Source organism: Comamonas sp. w2-DMI, from assembly GCF_040187735.1.
GTDB classification, from domain to species: Bacteria; Pseudomonadota; Gammaproteobacteria; order Burkholderiales; family Burkholderiaceae_C; genus Comamonas; species Comamonas terrae.
Genome location: NZ_JBANEL010000015.1, coordinates 106,352 through 125,913, shown reverse-complemented (window position 1 = coordinate 125,913; position 19,562 = coordinate 106,352). Strand labels below are relative to the sequence as shown.

Here is a 19,562-nt window from a genome sequence, read left to right as displayed (position 1 = left end):
CGACGGTTGCAAACACGCCAAAGCCCCTATGGCGGCCTGCGGCTCCGGCGTATGCTGCGGCAGTTTTCACGGGAGACCAGATATGAAATTCAAACAGTCCGCCTATTTCGCCGCCATCGCCGCCGCCCTGGCACTGGGCGCCTGCACCAGCGCGCCCGGCCAGCCCGAGGGCGCGGATGCCGCAACCCAGGCCCAGGCCGACGCTGCGGCCCAGGCTGCCGCCAAGGCCCAGGCCGAAACCGATGCCGCCCAGCAGCAGCGCCGCCAGGCCATTGCCGAGGCCAACCAGAATGCGCGTGCCGCGCGCTTTGCGCCGCAGACCTATGCGAGCTGGAACGAGGGTGGCGCCAATGTCACCGTGAAGTTCCTCAAGAACGGCCGCGCCACCTGGGAGGAGCCCGGCAAGGACGGCAAGCCCTTTGTGATGCACGGCAGCTGGCGCGTTGCCAAGGGCCAGGTGAACGTGGTGTTCCAGAACAAGGAGGAAAAGAAGAAGGAAAGCTTCAGCTTCGCGCCCAAGGCCGCGCTGATCGCCCCGGCCGCCGCCGATGCCGGCTGCAAGGCCCTGCCCGGCCTGCTGCCGCTGGAGGCCAACGGCCAGACCGAGAAGCTGGACAACATCTACCTGTGGCCCAAGGCCCAGCTCGAGAAGAACCAGGGCAGCTGCGTGCAGCAATAAGGTTGCCATGAAGGCATCCCTCGCGCCCCTGCGCGGGGCACGTTTCATGCCGGGGTAGCCCGGCGATGAAAAAAGGCGCCGGTCCCTCTGCGGGGTCGGCGCCTTTTTTCATGAGCCTGGGCGCTTATTTCTGCATCCAGTCGGACAGCTCGTCGGCGTGCTCCTGCTCCTGCTCGAGGATGGACTCGATCAGGCGGCGCGTGGACGGGTCCTTGTCGCCGATCAGCTCGATCATCTGCGAGTAGGCCTCGATGGCCACGCGCTCGGCAATCAGGTTGGTCCGGATCATGGCCTGCAGGTCCAGCTCGTCGTTGTAGTCGGCATGGCTGCGGCCGCTCAGGCTGTCGGGATTGAAGTCGGGTTCGCCGCCCAGCTGCACGATGCGCGTGGCAATGCGGTCCGCATGGGCCTGTTCTTCGTTGGCATGGACCAGGAATTCTTCCGCGATCGCGGGCGAGGACAGCCCCGTGGCCGTGAAATGGTGGCGCTTGTAGCGCAGTACGCAGACCAGTTCGGTGGCCAGCGCGTCGTTGAGCAGCTTGATGATGTCCTCCCGCCAGGGGCTGTGCTCTTCCACGACGGCGCCGTCCTCCAGACTGCGCTTGGCGCGCTCCAGGGCTTGCTGGTCCAGTTCGAGCGGCTGATGCGGGACGGACGCCGCGGTTTTCTTGTCGGCAGTTGCGTTCATGCGTGGCTTTCGTTGGTGATGGAGAAAAGCCGCAGGTCGTTGCGGCCTGCTGGAACTCTGAAATTAGGCCGCTTTGCCGGTACTGTCTGTGAGACAAGTCCTCATAAGCCTGCCTGACCAGGGGGATGGCCGGTGTGGACCATTGGCGTAAGCTGGAGGCTTTCAGCGACTGCCACGAGGAACGCCATGGCTGCATCCGCCAGTTCGGTCTACGACTTCGAAGCCACCGGCATCGCCGGCCAGCCGGTATCCCTGAGCGCCTACCGCGACAAGGTGCTGCTCATCGTCAACACGGCCAGCGCCTGCGGCTTCACGCCGCAATACAAGGGTCTGCAGGCCCTGCACGAGCGGTATGCGGAGCGCGGCCTGGTGGTGCTGGGCTTTCCGTGCAACCAGTTCGGCGCGCAGGAAAAGGGCTCGGACGAGGAAATCGCCAGCTTCTGCGACCTGAACTTCGGCGTCACCTTCCCGCTCATGCACAAGATCGAGGTCAACGGCGCCGGCGCCCATCCGCTGTACCGCTGGCTGACCAGCGAAGCGCCGGGCGTGCTGGGCACCCGGTCCATCAAATGGAACTTCACCAAGTTCCTCGTGGGCCGCGACGGCCAGGTGATACGCCGCTACGCGCCCCAGGATCGGCCCGAGAAGCTGGCCGCCGACATCGAGGCCGCGCTGGCCGCGTAGCCGGCCCGGCCCGCCTTATTCCTCCTGCAGCGCCTTGAACTGCAGGGCCAGGTGGTCCAGCAGCGCGCGCACGGCCGGCAGCTGGCCGCGGCGCGAGGCGTAGACGGCGTGGATGATCTCGGGCCGCGGCTCCCAGCCCGGCAGCACCTGCACCAGCGCGCCGCTGCGCAGGTCCTCGCGCACGAACATGCCGGGCAGCTGCACCACGCCGGCGCCCAGCAGGGCCGCATCGCGAAGCGCCAGCATGGACTGGGTCACCAGGCGCGGCTGGTGCCGCACCTCGGCGCGCACGGCATCGGGCCCGAACAGCACCCAGCGGTGGGTTTCCTGCGCACCGCCCATGTCCAGGCTGGGCCAGCCCGACAGGTCCATGGGTCCGGCGGGCGCGCCCATGCGCTGCAGCAGCCCGGGCGCGGCCACCAGGCATTGCCGGCGCTCGGCCAGCGTGCGCAGCACCAGGTCGCTGTCCTGCAGCGGCGGCGGGCGCACGCGCAGGGCTAGGTCCAGCCCTTCGCCGATCACGTCCACGCGCCGGTTGGTTTCGTCCACCTGCAGCTGCACGCGCGGGTACTGGCGCATGAATTCGCCCAGCATGCGGCCCACGCGCGACGCCAGCAGGGCCACGGGGCAGCTCATGCGCACCATGCCGCAGGGTTCCGCATGCGCGAGCGCCACGGACTCCTCGGCCGCCTCGGCCTCGGTCAGCATGGCGCGGCAGTGCTGGTAGTAGCGCTTGCCCACCTCGGTCACGGCAAAGCTGCGCGTGGAGCGCAGCAGCAGCTGCGTGCCCAGGCGCTCTTCCAGCAGGGCCACGCGGCGGCTGAGCTTGGACTTGGGCAGGCCCAGGGCGCGGCCCGCAGGTGCGAATCCGCCGTGCTCCACCACCTGGGCGAAGTAGTACAGCTCGTTGAGGTCTGGCAGCTTCATCGTTTTAAAAATGGAACTCTGAAGCTGAATATTGTGGACTACCCAGGTTATCGTTCCAAATTCATACTTTCTCCATGTTCAACGCCTGGCGTTTCCACAGGGACCGCAGGCCAGCCGCAAGGAGAAACACCATGCTCAAGAAAATCCTGGGTGTCTACGAAGCCCCGCGCCCCCACTGGGTGGGCAACGGCTTTCCCGTACGTTCGCTGTTCAGCTACGGCGACCACGGCAAGGCCCTGAGCCCCTTCCTGCTGCTGGACCATGCCGGCCCGCAGAACTTCACACCCACCACGGCGCGGCGCGGCGTGGGCACGCACCCGCACCGCGGCTTCGAGACCGTGACCATCGTCTACGAGGGCGAGGTGGCCCACCGCGATTCCACGGGCGCCGGCGGCACCATCGGCCCCGGCGACGTGCAGTGGATGACGGCGGCCTCGGGCATCCTGCACGAGGAATACCACTCCGAAGCCTTTGCCAGGAGCGGCGGCCCGCTGGAGATGGTGCAGCTGTGGGTCAACCTGCCGGCCAGGGACAAGATGTCCGCCCCCGGTTACCAGAACCTGCTCAATGCCGACATCCCGCAGGTGGCGCTGCCGGGCGGCGCGGGTCATCTGCGCGTCATCGCCGGTGACTACCTTGGCAGCAAGGGGCCGGCCAGGACCTTCACGCCCATCGATGTGTGGGATGTGCGGCTCCATGCCGGAGCCTCCACCGAGCTTGCGGCACCGCCCGGCCACACGCTGGCGCTGGTGGTGCTGCACGGCACGGTGCTGGTCAACGGGCAGGAGGTGGCCCGCGCCGGCCAGCTGGTGCACATGGACCGCGCCGCGGACACCGTGCACCTGGAAGCCAACAATGACGCCACGCTGCTGTGGCTGGCGGGCGAGCCGATCGACGAGCCCGTGGTCGGCTACGGCCCGTTCGTCATGAACAGCGACGAGGAAATCCGGCAGGCGCTGGAGGACTTCCGCAGCGGCCAGTTCGGCCGCATACCGGCCGGCGGGCGCAATGCGCCCGAGGCCGCGCTCAACCACTGAGAGCCCCTGAAGCGGCTCCCGGCACGCGGCCGGCCCTGCCGGCCGCGTAGCAACCCCTCTTGCTTCCCTGTTCCTTTCCAACCGCCAAACCCAAGGAGATCGCCATGAGCAACAAACCCTACGTCCGCCTAGACAAGGACAACGCCGCCGTGCTGCTGGTGGACCACCAGACCGGCCTGCTGTCCCTGGTGCGCGACATCGACCCCGACAAGTTCAAGAACAACGTGCTGGCCCTGGCCGACATGGCCGAGTACTTCAAGCTGCCGACCATACTGACCACCAGCTTCGAGAACGGGCCCAACGGCCCGCTGGTGCCCGAGCTCAAGGAGAAATTCCCCACGGCGCCCTACATTGCCCGCCCCGGCCAGATCAACGCCTGGGACAACGAGGACTTCGTCAAGGCCGTCAAGGCCACGGGCAAGAAGCAGCTCATCGTCGCCGGCGTGGTGACCGAGGTCTGCGTGGCCTTTCCCGTGCTGTCGGCCCTGGCCGAAGGCTTCGAGGTGTTCGTGATCGCCGACGCCTCGGGCACCTTCAACAGCATGACCCAGCAGGCCGCCTGGAGCCGCATGGAGCAGGCCGGCGCCCAACTCATGACCTGGTTCGGCGCGGCCTGCGAGCTGCACCGCGACTGGCGCAACGACATCGAGGGCCTGGGCACGCTGTTCTCCAACCACATCCCCGACTACCGCAACCTGATGAACAGCTACAGCACGCTGACCGCCGCCCGGAAGTAAGCTGCTTTCGGCGCGCCAAAGCCCGCAGACCGCCCCGGCCTGCGGGCTTTTTGCATGACTGCAATTCGATAGCGCCCAGCGCCTATGCCGCCTGGGCCCGGGGCGGATTCCTGCCATCGTCCTGCGCGCAACTGGCCTGCACCGCATCCTCGTGCAGATGGTCGCGCGCGTAGGCCGTGCCCCAGTTGCGCATGGCGATCAGCACGGGCTCCAGCGAGCGGCCCAGCGCGGTCAGCGCATAGTCCACGCGCGGCGGCACCTCGGCATGGACGGTGCGCTCCACGATGCCTGCTTCCTCGAGCTCGCGCAGCTGCAGCGTGAGCATGCGCTGGGTGATGGCGCCGATGGTGCGGCTCAGCTCGCTGAAGCGCTTCTTGCCGTGCAGCAGATGGAACAGGATGATGGGCTTCCACGTGCCGCCCATCACCGACAGCGTCACCTCCACCGCGCAGCCGCTCTTGCCGTTCAAACGTTTCATGACTTTACCCCCCTGTCCTGCCCCAGCATAGGGCCCGGGCGCGTTACTTACATTTTTAATACTACCGAACAAATATGTTGGTTCTGGCGTGGAACACCTATTGAATGCACCATGCAGGCATCCGTTTTTCAACATGCTTTGAGGAAACAACCGCCATGAAAGCCATACAACTGCAGCAACCCGGTGGCCTGGACTTCCTGCGCCTGGTCGACCTGCCCGCGCCTGAAGCGCCGCAGGCCGGCGAGATCCAGGTGCGCATCCATGCCAGCTCGCTCAACTACCACGACCTGGGCGTGGTGCTGGGCCGCGCGGGCGCGCCCGACGGCCGCATTCCCATGGCCGACGGCGCCGGCGTCGTCACCGCCGTGGGCGCGGGCGTGGACGAATTCGCCGTGGGCGACGCCGTGGTCTCCTGCTTCTTCCCGCAGTGGCAGTCCGGCGGCCAGGTGCCCTTCGACTTCAAGCGCGTGCCCGGCGACGGCGTGGACGGCTTTGCGCGCGAGCTGGTCAACATGCCGGCCACGGCCTTCACCCATGCGCCCCGGGGCTACTCGCACGAGGAAGCGGCCACGCTGACCACGGCGGGCCTCACCGCCTGGCGCGCGCTGGTGGTGGACGGGGGCATCCGGTCCGGCGACACCGTGCTCGTGCTGGGCACGGGCGGCGTCTCCATCTTTGCGCTGCAGATGGCCAAAAGCATGGGCGCGCGCGTGATCGCCACCACCTCCAGCGCGGCCAAGAAGGAAAAGCTGCTGGCCCTGGGCGCCGACGCCGTCATCAACTACCAGGACACGCCGCAGTGGGGCGATGCCGTGCTGGCCGCCACGGACGGACGTGGCGCCGACATCGTGGTCGAGGTGGGCGGCCCGGCCACCTTGCCCCAGTCCATCCGCGCCTGCCGGCCCGGCGGCCATATCGCGCTGATCGGCGTGCTCACCGGCTTTGCGGGCGACGTGCCCACCGTGGAGCTGATGCGCAAGCAGCAGACCCTCAAGGGCCTGATCGTCGGCAGCCGCGAACAGCAGCAGGACATGGTGCGCGCGCTCGAACAGTTCGCCTGGCGCCCCGTGATCGACAGCCGCTACCCGCTGGCGCAGATGGCAGAGGCCTTTGCGCGCCAGAAGGCCGGCCAGCACTTCGGCAAAATCTGCCTGCATTACTGAGGGGCTGTCCGTATGGCTGACTCCTTCTCGGTCCGGGAGAAGGAGAAGGCAGGGATGAGGGGCGCGGCGGTAAATGGAGGAAATGGCTCAAAACCATTATTGGGCGTGGGTATGCGCTCTGTTTTTCGATGCTGTTGAGCGCTTTCTTTCCGAGGCCGGGACTCGCCCCGGCAGGCGACCTACCTTCTTGCTCGTGCAAGAAGGTAGGCCAAGAACACGCCCCAATTGCCCGCGGCCCTTCGCTGCGCTACGGGGCAGGCGCGAGCACAAGGGGGGAACATCCATTCGGGCCATCACTGCGCTCGGCCTGGCCTGCGCTTTGCCGCTGCGCGGCCCGCCTTGAATCAACACCCCAACATCCTCGTCACTGCTGCCGCAGGCCGTCCGCATTTCCCCTTTTGTCTGCGCCTGCGGCACCCGGTTCAGGCCGCGGGCAACGCTACCGCAGGACAGCGTTGCATCGTCCTTTGACTTGCGCCCGTTTGTTCGAGCGCAGCGCGAAGTCGAGCTGGGGCGCACCGCAGACGGAAGCGGGTGGCGCAGGTTTGCCCGGAGCGAAGCGCAGGAACGCAGACGGCAGGGCACGCGTTCTTTGGTTACTTTCGTGGGGCCGGCACTTCGGCGCGGGCACGAAAGCAACTCGCTCGCCGGGGCGAAATCCGGTGCGGCCGGCTAGGCCTCTGCCGCTGGCGGCGTATGCGGAAGTACGCCAAGCACTGCCTTGATGCTCTTGAGATTGAGAGTCACCGCCAGCTGCTCCCGAAACCGGAGCTGCTGGCGCTTGCCATATCAAGCTTCTACGTCGATTCGGCTCAAGGATGGCGCCGGATCGTGCGCCATCAGCTAGCAAAAACATAGTTCTGCCCTGCGATTTATGAAAGATTGACGCCAGCCGCCTCGGTTATAAATCCCCGAATACCTTTTGATACAAAAGACATACAAGGGGGAGACGATGGCGGTGCTGATACCTGCGCTGGGCAGTTGCGCGGGGCGAATGACCAGCGGCGAACGCCGGCTGGCCGAGCGTCTGCAGCAAAAGCTGGAGGACGATTACCTGCTGTGGTGGGATGTGCCCATAGGACCCAGGCAGACGCGGCCCGACTTCGTGGTCGTGCATCCGCGCCGTGGCGCGCTGATCCTGGAGACCAAGGACTGGCACCTCGAAACCATCCGCAGCGCCACGCGCGAGCGCTTTGAAATCCTGGCCGAGGGCCAGGTCAAGGTCGTGATGAGTCCGCTGCAGCAGGCCCGCCACTGCGCCATCCAGGTCATCAACGCGCTGGAGCGCGACCCGCAACTGGTCGACGGCGACGGACCGCATAAGGGCAAGCTGGCTTTCCCGTGGGGTCATGGCGTGGTCTTCACGCGCATCACGCGCAAGCAGTTCGATGCCGCCGAGCTGGGCCATGCGATTCCCGGCCATCTCGTCATCTGCCAGGACGAGATGCTTGAAACGGTGGACGCAGAGGCCTTCCAGCAGCGCCTGTGGAACATGTTTCCGCACAGCTTCGGCCGCGCCATCACGCTGCCCCAGCTCGACCGCATCCGCTGGATACTGTTCCCCGAAGTGCGCGTGCCCCAGCAGCAAAGCCTGTTCGGCGGCGAGGCGGGCGGGAATGAGGAAGATCTGCCCGACATCATGCGCGTGATGGACCTGCAGCAGGAGCAGCTGGCGCGCAGCCTGGGCGAAGGCCACCGCGTCATCCACGGCGTGGCCGGATCCGGCAAGACCATGATCCTCGGCTACCGCGCAGAGCACCTGGCCCAGACGCAGGGGCCGGGCAGCAAGCCCATTCTGGTGCTCTGCTACAACGAGCCGCTGGGCGTGAAGCTCGCGGCCAGCATGGAAGCCAAGGGCCTGCAGGAGCGCGTGCATGTGCGCCACTTCCACAAATGGTGCCGCGACCAGCTCGTCGCCTACAACCTGCTGCCCGAAGGCGCCAACAACTGGCCCGTAGGCAAGGCCATGGAAGAGTTCGTGCAGCGCGTCATCAAGGGCGTGGACGACAAGCACATACCCGCGGGCCAGTACCACGCCATCCTGATCGACGAAGGCCATGACTTCGCGCCCGAATGGCTCAGGCTCGTCACGCAGATGGTGGACCCGAACACCAACAGCCTGCTGCTGCTCTACGACGACGCGCAAAGCATTTACGACCGCGGGCAAAAGCGCAACTTCAGCCTCAAGAGCGTGGGCATACAGGCCGCGGGCCGCACCACCATCCTCAAGATCAACTACCGCAACACGCGCCAGATTCTGCAGCTGGCCCACCGCGTGGCCGGCGACATGCTCACGCCCGAGGACGCCAAGGACGACGACGGCATACCGCTCCTGAAGCCCCTGAGCTGCGGCCGCGAAGGCCCCGAGCCCATCGTCATCGACCTGCCCACCCTGCCCGAACGCGCCGCCCGCGTGGCCGAGCTGCTGGCCTACCAGCATGCCCAGGGCCACGCCTGGGGCGAGATGGCCGTGCTGTGCCGCCACCACGACGAAATGGAGCTGTGCGCCGATGCCCTGAGGCGCAAGCGGCTGCCTTATCGCATGCGCAAGCGTTCAGGCGATTTCCGGCCCGAGGAAGACTCCATCAAGGTGATGACCATGCATGCGAGCAAGGGGCTGGAGTGGCCTGTGGTGGCTGTCGTTACTTCGGATGAAGAGCGTAGGGCCAAGGATGTGGAGAAGGATGGGGCGTTGGAGGCACGGTTGGTGTATGTGGCCTCTACTAGAGCGACATATAAAGTCATTCAAGCTTGATTATTTTTAACGTGCTTAAAGAGGAGGTATGTATGGAGCCTAAGATTACTGCAAATAAACTTGGTGAATATCTAACAGCTTCGGCTCGGAGAAGAAGAAGCATTATTAAAACTATTCAGGAGGAAGGCGGATTTGCCGCAATTCACTACACAGATGCGAGAAATGCAATTTGTGATTATTTGTCTGGGAATATATCTTCTGAGCAACTTGTAGAAAAATCAATTGAACTTAAAAGTTATATTTCAGATAATAAATTTTTACAAAGCACTAAAAACGCATCTGGTGCAGCTATTGATGATTTCATCGATTTGGAAGATGAAATCATCGTAAAAAATTGCATAATTAAAAAAGGCTCTGATTTTGAAGAAAATTCAATTGAAATATCTGGTGTTAAGGTTGGTGCAAAGCCAGATTTGATGTTGCTCTCTGCGGAAACGGAAGAGGTGGTGGGGTGCATTAAATTCCACTTCTCACAAAGTGCAAGTCTAGAGAAAGATTCGGCTGAATATACCGCCACAATAATGAAAAAACATTTGGAGGATAACTACACTGCTGGGAAAAAAGTTGACCCTAAGAAAATATTGATAATTGATAATCCCACTGGCGAGATTTATGAGGCTCCAAAATCTACAAAAAGTCGCTTAAAAGATATTGAGGCTGGGTGTGAAGAGATTTTTGCAAGATGGGATGCATAAGCATTGCTTGAATTAAGTCGCTTCTGGATTATGGAATGGAGGGCGGGTCTCGGCCCGCCAGCCGACCTACTTTTCTTGCTTCGCCAAGAAAAGCAGGCAAAAGAAGGCGACCCTGTTGCCCGCGTCCCTCCGGCTTCGCCTGCGGGCAACCTGCGCCGCCAACCTCTTGTCGCGCTGCGGCCCAACTCGCTGCGCGCCTGCGGCGCTTCGCTCGGACAAACGGCCGCAAGTCAGAGCACGATGCGTCTGCACTCTGCGGTGCAGCCGCGCGCAACAAGAGGCCGCCGTCGCAGGCGCGGGCACAAGGGCAGTGCGGATGCGGGATAGCTTCTTTCAGATTTGATAGCTGCTATCGCATGTCAGGTATGGCCTAAAGGCCGATTTCGTCACAATTCTTGCAGGCCGCCCGTATCCATCCCCCTTGTGTCTGCGCCTGCGGCATGTGATTTAGGCTGCGGGCAGGTGTGCCGCAGGACACACCTGCTTCGTGCTCTGACTTGCCGCCGTTTGTCCGAGCGGCGCGCTGCAAGCGCAAAGCGAGTTGGGCGGCACCGCAGACTGGATTGCGTGACGCAGGTTTGCCCGGAGCGAAGCGCAGGGACGCAGACAGCAGGGGCGTGTTCTTTTGCCTTCTTTGCTTGCACGAGCAAGAAAAGAAGGTCGCCCGCCGGGGCGAGACCCGGCTTCTGAAAGAAAAAAGAATAGCCATACCTGTAAGCGACACAAGCGCCGCAGGCATAAAAGCCATCACACCACCACCGACTCCCCAATCGCATAGAACTGCCCCCCCGCCACATAGTGCAAGGTGCGCAGCTCGGCCGGCGCGGTGCCGAACTGCCAGTGCCCGTCGCGGAACACGCGGTCGTCGGCCCAGGCGGCCACGACCTCGCCGATGAACAGGTCGTAGGCCTGCTGGTTGTGCGGCTCGGGGATCAGCCGGCAGGCCAGCCAGGCGGCGCAGCCTTCGACCAGCGGTATGTCGAGTCCGGGCGCGTCGAACAGCTGCACGCCGTGGCGCTGCAGCTTGTCGGGCATGGTGACCGCGCTGTCGGTGCCTATGGCCTTGGTCAGCGCGGCCATGGGCACGGTGGGCAGCTGCAGCGCGAAGAAGCCGCTGCCTTCGACCAGGGCGCGCGTGCGCGTGGCCTTGTCGAGCACGACGGTGACCTTGGGTGGCGCGAAGTCGAGCGCGCAGGCCCAGGCGGCGGACATGGCGTTGTGCTCGCCCGCATGCCGGGCCGAGACGATGACTGTGGGGCCGTGGTTGAGCAGCCGGTAGGACTTGTCCAGCGGCACGGCGGTGAAGTAGGGGGGCAGGGTGTGCATGGGTGACTGCGCAGTGGTGAAAGACCGTTAGGATGGCAGCCGCCATCTTCGCCTGACGGCAGGCGACAAGGGGCTACACAAGGAGAATGCAATGTTCAGCCATGTCATGCTGGGTGTGAGCGATCTGGAGCGCGGCAAGCGTTTCTACGATGCGCTGCTGGGTCAATTGGGCATCGCGCCCGGTGTCGCCAACCGGAACCGCTTTTTCTATCGCAGCCCCACGGGCGTGTTCGCGATTTCCACCCCGATCAACGGCGAGCCGGCCACGGCCGGCAACGGTGCCACCACGGGCTTCACCGCCCAGTCGCCCGAGCAGGTGAATGCCGCGCATGCGGCCGGCGTGGCCGCCGGCGGCGTGTCCATCGAGGATGCGCCGGGCTGGCGCGGCGACGCCATGTACCTGGCCTATCTGCGCGACCCGGACGGCAACAAGATCTGCCTGGCCTACCGTCCGCCCAAGGGCTGATCCTGGGGGCTGGAGAGCGCCGATTAACTGAGTAGCCAGGCATGGCGCTGCCGCGCGCCCGGTGCGAAACCGGCACTGGCTGCACAATGGCGGTTTTGCGGCGCAATGGGCAGGCAGGAGCGGGTGGAAATCCATCCGCATTCGCGGCTGTGCGCGGCACCCACTTTTCCCAGCTTCCATGTCCAAGACCACTCCCCCCGCCGAAGACCATCTGTGCGCCGCCTGCGCGGGCATCCAGCGCAACTGGCGCAAGGCGCCCGGCCATGCCGAACTGATGCAGCGCGGCAACCGCAAGGAGGAGCGCGGCGCGGTCCAGGTGACGGTGACCCGCTATGTCTGCGAGCAGTGCGGCACGGTCTGGGACTATGAGAACAACAAGCAGAACCAGCATGCGGGCTGGTCTGTCGTGGGTCGCGTGTAAGGCGCTGCCCGGCCATGCATGACGGCGCCTTCGCGGCGCCGTTTGTTTTTGGGATGAACAGGAGGCTGCATGCAATCGGCAAGCAACGAGTGGTTTGACGAGGCGTACTACCAGCGCTTTTACTTCGACAAGAAGACCAGCGTGATCGACCCCGAGCACGCGCGGCGGCTGGGCGCGTTCGTCTGCTCTTACCTGGCCTATCTGCGCGTGCCCGTGCGCCGCGTGCTCGACGTGGGCTGCGGCATAGGCCTGTGGCGCGAGGCGGTGCAGCAGCACTTCCCGGGTGTGCAGTATCACGGCGTGGAGTTCAGTTCCTATCTGTGCGAGCGCTACGGCTGGGAGCAGGGCTCGGTGGTCGACTACCGTCCCCGTGACGGCCAGGCCTTCGATCTGGTCATCTGCCAGGGGGTGCTGCCCTATCTGAGCCCGGCGGACCTCAAGAAGGCCCTGGCCAACCTGGGCGAGCTGTCGCGCGGCGGCCTCTATGTCGAGGCGGTGGCGCGCGAGGACTACGAGCGCGACATCATCGACGAGGAGCTGACGGACCCGCGCCTGTTCCGCCACCGCGCCGAACTGTACCGGCGCGGCCTGGCGCCCCGCTTCAAGGAGCTGGGCGGCGGCGTCTGGCTGAGCCGGCGCGCGGACCAGCCCCTGTTCGAACTCGAATGCCTGGGCGGCTAGCCGCCGCGTTCAGCGCCCCCGCAGCCGCACCAGCAGCGCGGCCAGCGAGGTGAGCGTGGCCAGGGCCGCCACGCCGATCCAGCCCCACAGGCCCATGATCAGGCCGCCCAGGGCCGCGCCCGCGGACATGCCCGCGAACATGCCGGTGAACAGAATGGCGTTGAGGCGGCTGCGCGCATCGGAGTCCAGGCCGTAGACGATGGTCTGGTGCGCCACCAGCGCGGCCTGCACGCCGAAGTCCAGGCCCACGGCGCAGGCCAGCAGCAAGGCCAGGCGCACATGGTCGGTGGGCAGCCAGCCGTCCAGCGCCAGCAGGGCGAAGGAGAGGGCAGCCACGGCGGCGCCCAGCCGGGTGATGATTTCCGGGCCGCGCCTGTCGGCCAGCCTGCCCGCCAGGGGCGCTGCCAGGGCGCCCGCGGCGCCGGCCAGCCCGAACGCGCCCGCGGCGGCGCTGCCCAACTGCAGCTGCTGGTGCAGCATGACGGCCAGCATGGACCAGAACGCGCTGAAGCCTATGGCCAGCAGGCCTTGCGCCAGGGCCGCGCGGCGCAGGGCCGGATGCTGGCGCAGCAATGCCAGCATGGTGGCCATGAGGGCGCGGTAGCCCAGCCGGGTGGTGGGCGCAAAGCGCGGCAGGCCGCGCCACAGCGCCAGGCCGATCAAGAGCACGGCGGCCGCGGCGCCCAGGTAGACCATGCGCCAGCCCAGCCACTGGGCCACCAGGCCGCTGACCACGCGCGACAGCAGAATGCCCAGCAGCAGCCCGGTCATCACCGTGCCGACCACGCGGCCGCGCTCGGCGGCGGGCGCCAGCGTGGCGGCGGCGGGCACCAGGTCCTGGGTCACGGTCGCGGCCAGGCCCACGGCCAGGCTGGCCGCCAGCAGGGCCGCGATGCCGGGTGCCAGGCCGCTGGCCAGCAGCGTGGCGGCCAGCAGTCCCACCTTGGCGAGGATGATGCGGCGCCGGTCGTAGCGGTCGCCCAGCGGGGCCAGCAGCAGAATGCCCAGCGCATAGCCCAGCTGGGTGAGCGTGGGCACCAGGCCGGCCGCGCCTTCGCCCGTGTGCAGCTCGCCCGCCAGCGTGCCCAGCATGGGCTGGCTGTAGTAGATGGAGGCCACGCTGCAGCCGGCCGCGGCGGCCAGCAGCAGCAGGGTGCGCGCGCTCAGCGACGGGGCGGCGCCGGCCGCAGGCTGGCCCGATGTGATATTCAGTTTCTGTATGGAAGACATGGCAGATTCCAGTGCTTGGGGAATGGCTGCGATTGTTCTGGCCGGAAGCTTGCGTGTGTAGTAGGCTGGCCTGCAGATTGGCTATACGCATTACGTATGACAGAGACCATGCCCGCGGGCTCGGACCGCATCGACCTCATGCTCAGCTTTCTCCGCATCGTCGAGGCCGGCAGCCTGTCCGCGGCCGCGCAGCAGTTGGGCACCAGCCAGCCCACCATGAGCCGCAGGCTGCAGGCCCTGGAGCGCCTGCTGGGCGTGAAGCTGCTGCAGCGCTCCACCCACGGCATGCAGCTGACCGAGGAGGGCGGGCGCTGCTTCGAGCATGCGCGCGAGCTGGTGGGCCACTGGCAGGCCATGGAGGCCGATCTGCGCGGCCCTGCCGACCAGCCGCGCGGCACGCTGCGCGTGGTGGTGCCGCATGCCTACGGCCAGGAGCAGCTGGTGCGCCCGCTGATGCGCTATCTGCGCCGCCACCCCGAAGTGAACGTGGAGTGGATGCTGAGCGACCGGCCGCCCAACTTCGTGGCCGACGGCATCGACTGCGCCATTCGCGTGGGCATGGTGGAGGACCTGTCGGCGGTCGCCATCCGCATCGCGCAGGTGCGGCGCATCGTGATCGCCGCGCCTTCGGCCCTGCCCCGGGGCGCGGGCCTGCCGCGCTCGCCCGCCGAGCTGGCGCAACTGCCCTGGCTGGCCGCCAGCATCTTCTACCGGCGCGAGCTGACGCTGCAGCGCGTGGACGAGCCCGGCCGCCAGAGCCTGATCGAGATCGCGCCGCGCCTGTCCACCGACAATCTCTACGCCCTGCTCAGTGCCGCGCGCGACGGCCTGGGCCTGGGCGTGGTGTCGGCATGGCTGGTGGACGATGACCTGCGCTCGGGCCGGCTGCTGCACCTGTTGCCCGAGTGGGAGGCCGCGCCCCAGCCTGTGAGCATCGTCTACCCCTATGCCAAGTTCTACCCGGCCAAGCTGCGCCACTTCGTGGAGGCCATGCGCGAGGCCATTCCCCACATGCCGGGCATGCGCGGCGCCTGAGGCGCCGGCGCGGGCGATCTTGCACAATAGCCGCCTTTGCTTTACGGTGCGCCCCTTGTCCGACTCCTTGCTGCCTTCCTGCCCCGAAACCCCTGCGCCGCAGATTCCGCTGAGCTATCTGCGCAGCGTGGATTCGGGCGTGGCGCCGCATGCGGTCGCGCGCCTGCGCACCGAGCGGCTGGCGCGCAGCACGCGGCCCTTTCTCTCGCGCGGCGGCCCCAGGGGCGAGCGCTGCGAGGGCTGCCGGCTGCGGCCCTCGCACTGCATGTGCCACCTGCGCCCGCAGCTGGCCACGCAGGCGGGCGTGTGCCTGCTGATGCACGACGCCGAGCCGCTCAAGCCCAGCAACACGGGCTGGCTGATCGCCGACGTGGTGCGCGATACCTGGGCCTTCGGCTGGTCGCGCACCGAGGCCCACCCGCAGCTGCTGGCCATGCTGGACGACCCGCAGTGGCAGCCCTACGTGGTGTTCCCGGGAGAATTCGTGCAGCCGCCCGGGCGCGTGGTGCAGGCGCTGGTGCCGCAGCCCGGCGCGCCAGCCCGGCGCCCGCTGTTCATCCTGCTGGACGCCACCTGGCCCGAGGCGCGCAAGATGTTCCGCAAGAGCCCGTACCTGGACCGCTTTCCGGTGCTCAGCCTGCACCCAGACCAGATCTCGCACTACCGGCTGCGCCGCTCCACGCGCGCAGACCATTTCTGCACCAGCGAGGTGGCGGCGCTGTGCCTGGAGCTGGGCGGCGACGCCGCCGACAGGCAGGCGGGCCGGGTGCTGGAGGCGTATCTGGCCGTGTTCACCGAGCGCTACCTGCAGGCCAAGCACCAGCAGCCGGCCGATCCGGACAGCGCCGCGCACCGGCAGCTGCAGGCCTGCATGCATGAAAAACGATAGCTGCCGACGCTTCGTGGGAAAGGGACAAAGGCTGTCCCGGATGGAAATTTTGCGCAGCCCTACGGCATAAGCATTCCACTCCAAGCGATAAAGCCTGCGGGACAATGGGCGGCTGGAGCCTGCATGGATGCAGGGTTGCAGCGTATGCCGGGGTGGATGGTGAAGACAGGCGCCGATGGCCAGAGGTCTCGGCGCTTTTGTTTTTTCCGGAAGTGGATATGAGTCAGAGCTTGCAGTGGATGGGCCGGGCCGTGGTGGCCGCGGGTGTGGTGCTGGGTGTGGCCGCGGGAATGGGTTCGGCCGTGGCCGCCGTGCCGGCGCAGGATATTCCCACATCGCCCACGCTGCAGCGCTGGCAGGCCGGCGGCACCGTGGTGCTGGGCGTGCGCGAGGCCGCCCCGCCCATGGTCTATGCGCTGGGCGCGAACGAGAAGTTCGTCGGCTACCACCTGGAGCTGTGCGAGCGCGTAGTGCATGCCATCGCGCCCAGGGCCCGGCTCAAGTACATGGTGCTGACGCCGCAGAACACCATGCCGCTGATCCACAACGGCACGGCCGACTTCAACTGCGCGAGCATGACCAACAACCTCACGCGCCAGAAGCAGGTGGCCTTTGGCCTGACCACCTATGTGAGCGAGGTGCGCATGGCCGTGCGCGCGGACTCGGACATCACCTCCTTCAAGCAGCTGCAGGGCCGCAACGTGGGCGCCATCACGGGCACGACGGCGGTGCAGATCCTGCGCAAGTACGCAAGCGACCATGGGCTGAGCTTCACGACGCTGATGAGCAAGGACCAGTACGAGAGCTTTCTGCTGCTGGAGTCGGGCCGTGTCGATGCCTTCGTGCTGGACGACAACATGCTGGCCGGCGTGATCGGCCAGAGCCGGAATCCCCAGGGCTACAAGATCGTGGGCGAGGTGATCGGCGCCGAGCCCATCGCCATCCAGTTCAGCCGGCACGATCCGCAGATCAAGAAGGCCGTGGACGCGGCCATCCTGCAGATGATCCGTTCGGGCGAGCTGCACAAGCTCTACGACAAGTGGTTCATGCAGCCGATTCCGCCCCGCAACGTGAACCTGAACCTGCCCATGGGCGAGATGCTCAAGAGGCAGCTGGCCGCGCCCGACGACACGCCGCTGGAGCAGTTCGTATTGCCCCGGTGAGGCCGGGCCGCCGCTGCGGGCGATAGACTGCAGGGCAAACCTCGGGGAGCTTTGCCGTGCTGGAGTATCTGGTCTATCCGCTGATTGCGCTGATGTTCGTCGCCGTGTTCACGCGCGAGGTGATCGCGCCGGCATCGCGCAATGCCTGCGACCGGCGCTGGCTGCTCTATAGCACGGGCCTGGGCCTGCTGACCCTGACCGCCGCGCTGGCGCTGGGCTACCTGCTCGAGGACCGCATCCGCGCCCATGCGCTGCTGGACGTGGGCGCGCGCTGGAATCCGCTGCTCACGGGCCTGCTGAGCTTTTTCCTTACCAGCTTCGTCTTCTACTGGTGGCACCGGGCCACGCATGCCTCGGACCTGCTGTGGCGCGTGTTCCACCAGCTGCACCACAGCGCGCGGCGCGTGGAGGCGCTGACTTCGTTCTTTGCCCATCCGCTGGATTCGGCCGCCGCGGTGCTGCTGAGCACGCTGTCGAGCTACTGGGTGCTGGGCGCCAGCCCCGCGGCGGCGGCCGTGGCCCTGGCGCTGACGGCGGCCTTCGACCTGTTCACCCATGCCGACCTGCGCACGCCGCGCTGGCTCGGCTACGTGTTGCAGCGCCCGGAGATGCACACCGTGCACCACCGGCATGGCCACCATGCGCAGAACTATGGCCTGCCGCTGTGGGACCTGCTGTTCGGCACCTGGTCCAACCCGGCCGAGCGCGCCGCGCGCCTGGGCTTCGACGACGAGAAATCCGAGCGCATTGCCGAGATGCTGCTCTGGCGCGACGTGCACAAGACGGCGCCGGCCTGTGCGACCGCCGCCGCCCGCGCCGACGAGCCCCGGCGCTGAGCGCAGGCATCCGGTCGGCGGTTTCAATAGTCAAAATTGATAGCTTGTTCCGCAATGTGGAAGAGCGCCGGACCCTGATTTTGTGGGAATTTGTTAACGGCCGTCCACATGGCCGCCGGCGCTGTTCGACTATTCAAACCCAGGGCTTACCCTGAGCTGAAAAATCTGTTCCAATTCGCCGCGCCAGCCTGACACAAGGCTGGCAAACCCCTGCCCGGCAGGGCGCGCATGCTGCTGCACGCCTGCGCCGTAGGCTGCCATGCCCACCAGCGCAAGCGGCCGCCCGGCTGTAAAGCGCTGTTACCCGCCGCCCGGCCGGATTTCCGAATACTAGTCCGGTCAAGCCTGCATCCGCCGGCAACTTTTGGGCTGCAGGCCGCTCCAATGCCTGACGGCGCGGCGGCCCGGACGCGGCAGGTCCCGCTTCCTGGGGCAGCGGCTGCACGCAGGCCAGCCCGCCCGGGGCCCGTTTTTTTGATCGCAAGCCCGACCCTCGCTCGGGCGAAAGGAAAGGTGTCCGGTTTTGATGGAGACAGCGTACAAGCTGCACTACAACCCAGCGCTCGACGGGTTGCGCGGTGTGGCAATCCTGTTGGTGATCCTCTCCCACGCGCATGCGCCGCTGTTCGATGGCGCGTTCTTCGGCGTGGACCTGTTTTTCGTGCTCAGCGGCTTTCTGATCACATCGCTGCTGCTGATGGAATTCCGCAGCCAGGGCCGCATCGACTACTGGCGCTTCTATCGCCGGCGTTTCTTCCGGCTCATGCCGGCGCTGGCCCTGTTCCTGGGCGTGTACTGCATCGCCGCGCCCTTCATCTGGCCCGACCTCACCGACATCTACTCGGACGCGCTGGTCTCCATCCTCTACCTGGCTGACTACGGCATCGCCTTCTTCGACAGCCCCGACACGCTGCTGCACATGTGGTCGCTGTCCGTGGAGGAGCACTTCTACCTGATCTGGCCGCCGCTGCTGGTGGTGCTGCTGCGCAAGTCCGCGGCCATGCGCGGGCGCATCTGGCTGCCGCTGCTGGCGCTGTGGGTGCTGAGCACGCTGTGGCGCGCGTTCTGGGTGGGCCAGGGCCAGCAGTTCTACGAAATCTTCTTCCGCTTCGACACGCGGGCCTCGGGCCTGGTCGCGGGCGGCCTGCTGGCCGCGCTGATGGTGGAAAAGCCGCAGTGGATCGAGCGCCTGAAGTCGCAGCGCGCCTACTCCATGTGGTTCGTGCTGGCCGTGCCGCTGATCATGGAACTGGGCTGGGACAACCAGCATGCCATGCTGTGGGGCATCACCGTGGTGGAGGTGGCGGCCATCGTCATCCTGCTGTCCGTGCAAAAGCCCGCAGGCCTGGTCTACGAGATGCTGACCGCGCCCGCCCTGGTCAAGCTGGGCCGCCTGTCCTATGGCGTGTACCTGTGGCACTACCCGGTGGTGCGCTACCTGCGCGCCGAGTATTCGTGGCCCGTGGCGGTGATCGGCGGCGTGCTGATCTCGACGGCGCTGGCGGCCCTGTCGTTCTACACGGTGGAGCGCTGGGCGCTGCGCTACCGCGACGGCCGCCAGACCGGCCGCATGCCGGCAAGGTCCGGCATGGCGCGCCAGGAGCCCGCGCTGCGCGAAGCCACCCAGAACTCCTGATGAAGCCGAACCCCCCGGAGCCTGCAAGCCCCGGGG

Annotated in this window: 20 protein-coding genes; 15 read left to right on the top strand and 5 right to left on the bottom strand. The window is 66.3% G+C overall.

Annotated elements, in window-relative coordinates:
* Window positions 1-82 precede the first annotated feature (82 nt).
* Window positions 83-679 carry a hypothetical protein gene (locus V8Z74_RS16390; RefSeq protein ID WP_349710209.1) on the top strand — a complete coding sequence of 199 codons (597 nt, stop codon included), beginning with the start codon at window positions 83-85 and terminating at the stop codon, window positions 677-679.
* A 124-nt stretch (window positions 680-803) separates the two neighbouring features.
* Here the strand turns inward: V8Z74_RS16390 and V8Z74_RS16385 are convergent, their stop codons facing one another.
* Complete coding sequence (locus tag V8Z74_RS16385; protein WP_066474142.1) at window positions 804-1,367, bottom strand: ferritin-like domain-containing protein; 564 nt, start codon at window positions 1,365-1,367, stop codon at window positions 804-806.
* Window positions 1,368-1,553: 186 nt separating this feature from the next.
* On the opposite strand from V8Z74_RS16385, the gene V8Z74_RS16380 reads away from it, so the two are divergent.
* Window positions 1,554-2,051, top strand: coding sequence for a glutathione peroxidase (locus V8Z74_RS16380; RefSeq protein ID WP_349710207.1), 498 nt, complete (start codon window positions 1,554-1,556; stop codon window positions 2,049-2,051).
* A 15-nt stretch (window positions 2,052-2,066) separates the two neighbouring features.
* Here V8Z74_RS16380 and V8Z74_RS16375 read toward each other — a convergent pair whose 3' ends face one another.
* On the bottom strand, window positions 2,067-2,978 hold the full coding sequence (locus tag V8Z74_RS16375) for a LysR family transcriptional regulator (protein ID WP_349710205.1): 912 nt from the start codon (window positions 2,976-2,978) through the stop codon (window positions 2,067-2,069).
* Between the two features lie 131 nt (window positions 2,979-3,109).
* Here V8Z74_RS16375 and V8Z74_RS16370 point away from each other — a divergent pair, with 131 nt between their 5' ends.
* Together V8Z74_RS16370 and ycaC are read left to right on the top strand one after the other, a co-directional pair.
* The gene (locus tag V8Z74_RS16370) at window positions 3,110-4,015 is read left to right on the top strand and encodes a pirin family protein (protein WP_349710203.1); all 906 of its coding nucleotides are present in this window, start codon (window positions 3,110-3,112) and stop codon (window positions 4,013-4,015) included.
* 104 nt (window positions 4,016-4,119) lie between these two features.
* On the top strand, window positions 4,120-4,752 hold the full coding sequence (ycaC, locus tag V8Z74_RS16365; RefSeq protein WP_066474135.1) for an isochorismate family cysteine hydrolase YcaC: 633 nt from the start codon (window positions 4,120-4,122) through the stop codon (window positions 4,750-4,752).
* An 82-nt stretch (window positions 4,753-4,834) separates the two neighbouring features.
* On the opposite strand, the gene V8Z74_RS16360 is transcribed toward ycaC, so the two are convergent.
* A complete protein-coding gene (locus V8Z74_RS16360) occupies window positions 4,835-5,230 on the bottom strand; it encodes a winged helix-turn-helix transcriptional regulator (RefSeq protein WP_349710201.1) in 396 nt (131 codons plus the stop codon).
* Between the two features lie 155 nt (window positions 5,231-5,385).
* Here V8Z74_RS16360 and V8Z74_RS16355 point away from each other — a divergent pair, with 155 nt between their 5' ends.
* From V8Z74_RS16355 to V8Z74_RS16345, 3 genes are all read left to right on the top strand, one after another.
* Window positions 5,386-6,393, top strand: a complete 1,008-nt coding sequence (locus tag V8Z74_RS16355; RefSeq protein ID WP_349710199.1) for a zinc-dependent alcohol dehydrogenase family protein — start codon at window positions 5,386-5,388, stop codon at window positions 6,391-6,393.
* Window positions 6,394-7,345: 952 nt separating this feature from the next.
* Window positions 7,346-9,148: a DEAD/DEAH box helicase gene (locus V8Z74_RS16350; protein WP_349710197.1), complete on the top strand. Its 1,803-nt coding sequence runs from the start codon at window positions 7,346-7,348 to the stop codon at window positions 9,146-9,148.
* Window positions 9,149-9,180: 32 nt separating this feature from the next.
* On the top strand, window positions 9,181-9,843 hold the full coding sequence (locus tag V8Z74_RS16345; RefSeq protein WP_349710195.1) for a hypothetical protein: 663 nt from the start codon (window positions 9,181-9,183) through the stop codon (window positions 9,841-9,843).
* Between the two features lie 747 nt (window positions 9,844-10,590).
* Here the strand turns inward: V8Z74_RS16345 and V8Z74_RS16340 are convergent.
* Window positions 10,591-11,169, bottom strand: coding sequence for a flavin reductase family protein (locus V8Z74_RS16340; protein ID WP_349710193.1), 579 nt, complete (start codon window positions 11,167-11,169; stop codon window positions 10,591-10,593).
* Between the two features lie 91 nt (window positions 11,170-11,260).
* Here V8Z74_RS16340 and V8Z74_RS16335 point away from each other — a divergent pair, with 91 nt between their 5' ends.
* The 3 genes from V8Z74_RS16335 (at window position 11,261) to V8Z74_RS16325 (ending at window position 12,737) form a co-directional block, all read left to right on the top strand.
* On the top strand, window positions 11,261-11,635 hold the full coding sequence (locus tag V8Z74_RS16335; protein ID WP_349710191.1) for a VOC family protein: 375 nt from the start codon (window positions 11,261-11,263) through the stop codon (window positions 11,633-11,635).
* A 178-nt stretch (window positions 11,636-11,813) separates the two neighbouring features.
* Entirely contained in the window at window positions 11,814-12,056 is a 243-nt protein-coding gene (locus V8Z74_RS16330; RefSeq protein ID WP_349710189.1) for a hypothetical protein, read from the top strand.
* Between the two features lie 69 nt (window positions 12,057-12,125).
* Window positions 12,126-12,737 carry a methyltransferase gene (locus tag V8Z74_RS16325; protein ID WP_349710188.1) on the top strand — a complete coding sequence of 204 codons (612 nt, stop codon included), beginning with the start codon at window positions 12,126-12,128 and terminating at the stop codon, window positions 12,735-12,737.
* A 9-nt stretch (window positions 12,738-12,746) separates the two neighbouring features.
* Here V8Z74_RS16325 and V8Z74_RS16320 read toward each other — a convergent pair whose 3' ends face one another.
* Window positions 12,747-13,967, bottom strand: coding sequence for an MFS transporter (locus tag V8Z74_RS16320; RefSeq protein WP_349710187.1), 1,221 nt, complete (start codon window positions 13,965-13,967; stop codon window positions 12,747-12,749).
* 96 nt (window positions 13,968-14,063) lie between these two features.
* Here V8Z74_RS16320 and V8Z74_RS16315 point away from each other — a divergent pair, with 96 nt between their 5' ends.
* The 5 genes from V8Z74_RS16315 to V8Z74_RS16295 all read left to right on the top strand — a co-directional run bounded on the left by V8Z74_RS16315 (window position 14,064) and on the right by V8Z74_RS16295 (window position 19,526).
* Window positions 14,064-15,002, top strand: a complete 939-nt coding sequence (locus tag V8Z74_RS16315; protein ID WP_066474105.1) for a LysR family transcriptional regulator — start codon at window positions 14,064-14,066, stop codon at window positions 15,000-15,002.
* A 103-nt stretch (window positions 15,003-15,105) separates the two neighbouring features.
* Window positions 15,106-15,891, top strand: a complete 786-nt coding sequence (locus tag V8Z74_RS16310) for a tRNA-uridine aminocarboxypropyltransferase (protein ID WP_349710232.1) — start codon at window positions 15,106-15,108, stop codon at window positions 15,889-15,891.
* A gap of 218 nt (window positions 15,892-16,109) precedes the next feature.
* Complete coding sequence (locus tag V8Z74_RS16305) at window positions 16,110-17,054, top strand: transporter substrate-binding domain-containing protein (protein ID WP_349710185.1); 945 nt, start codon at window positions 16,110-16,112, stop codon at window positions 17,052-17,054.
* Window positions 17,055-17,110: 56 nt separating this feature from the next.
* Entirely contained in the window at window positions 17,111-17,890 is a 780-nt protein-coding gene (locus V8Z74_RS16300; protein WP_245633311.1) for a sterol desaturase family protein, read from the top strand.
* 523 nt (window positions 17,891-18,413) lie between these two features.
* Window positions 18,414-19,526 (top strand): acyltransferase family protein, encoded by a 1,113-nt coding sequence (locus V8Z74_RS16295; protein ID WP_502879562.1) that lies wholly within the window; start codon window positions 18,414-18,416, stop codon window positions 19,524-19,526.
* Window positions 19,527-19,562 lie beyond the last annotated feature (36 nt).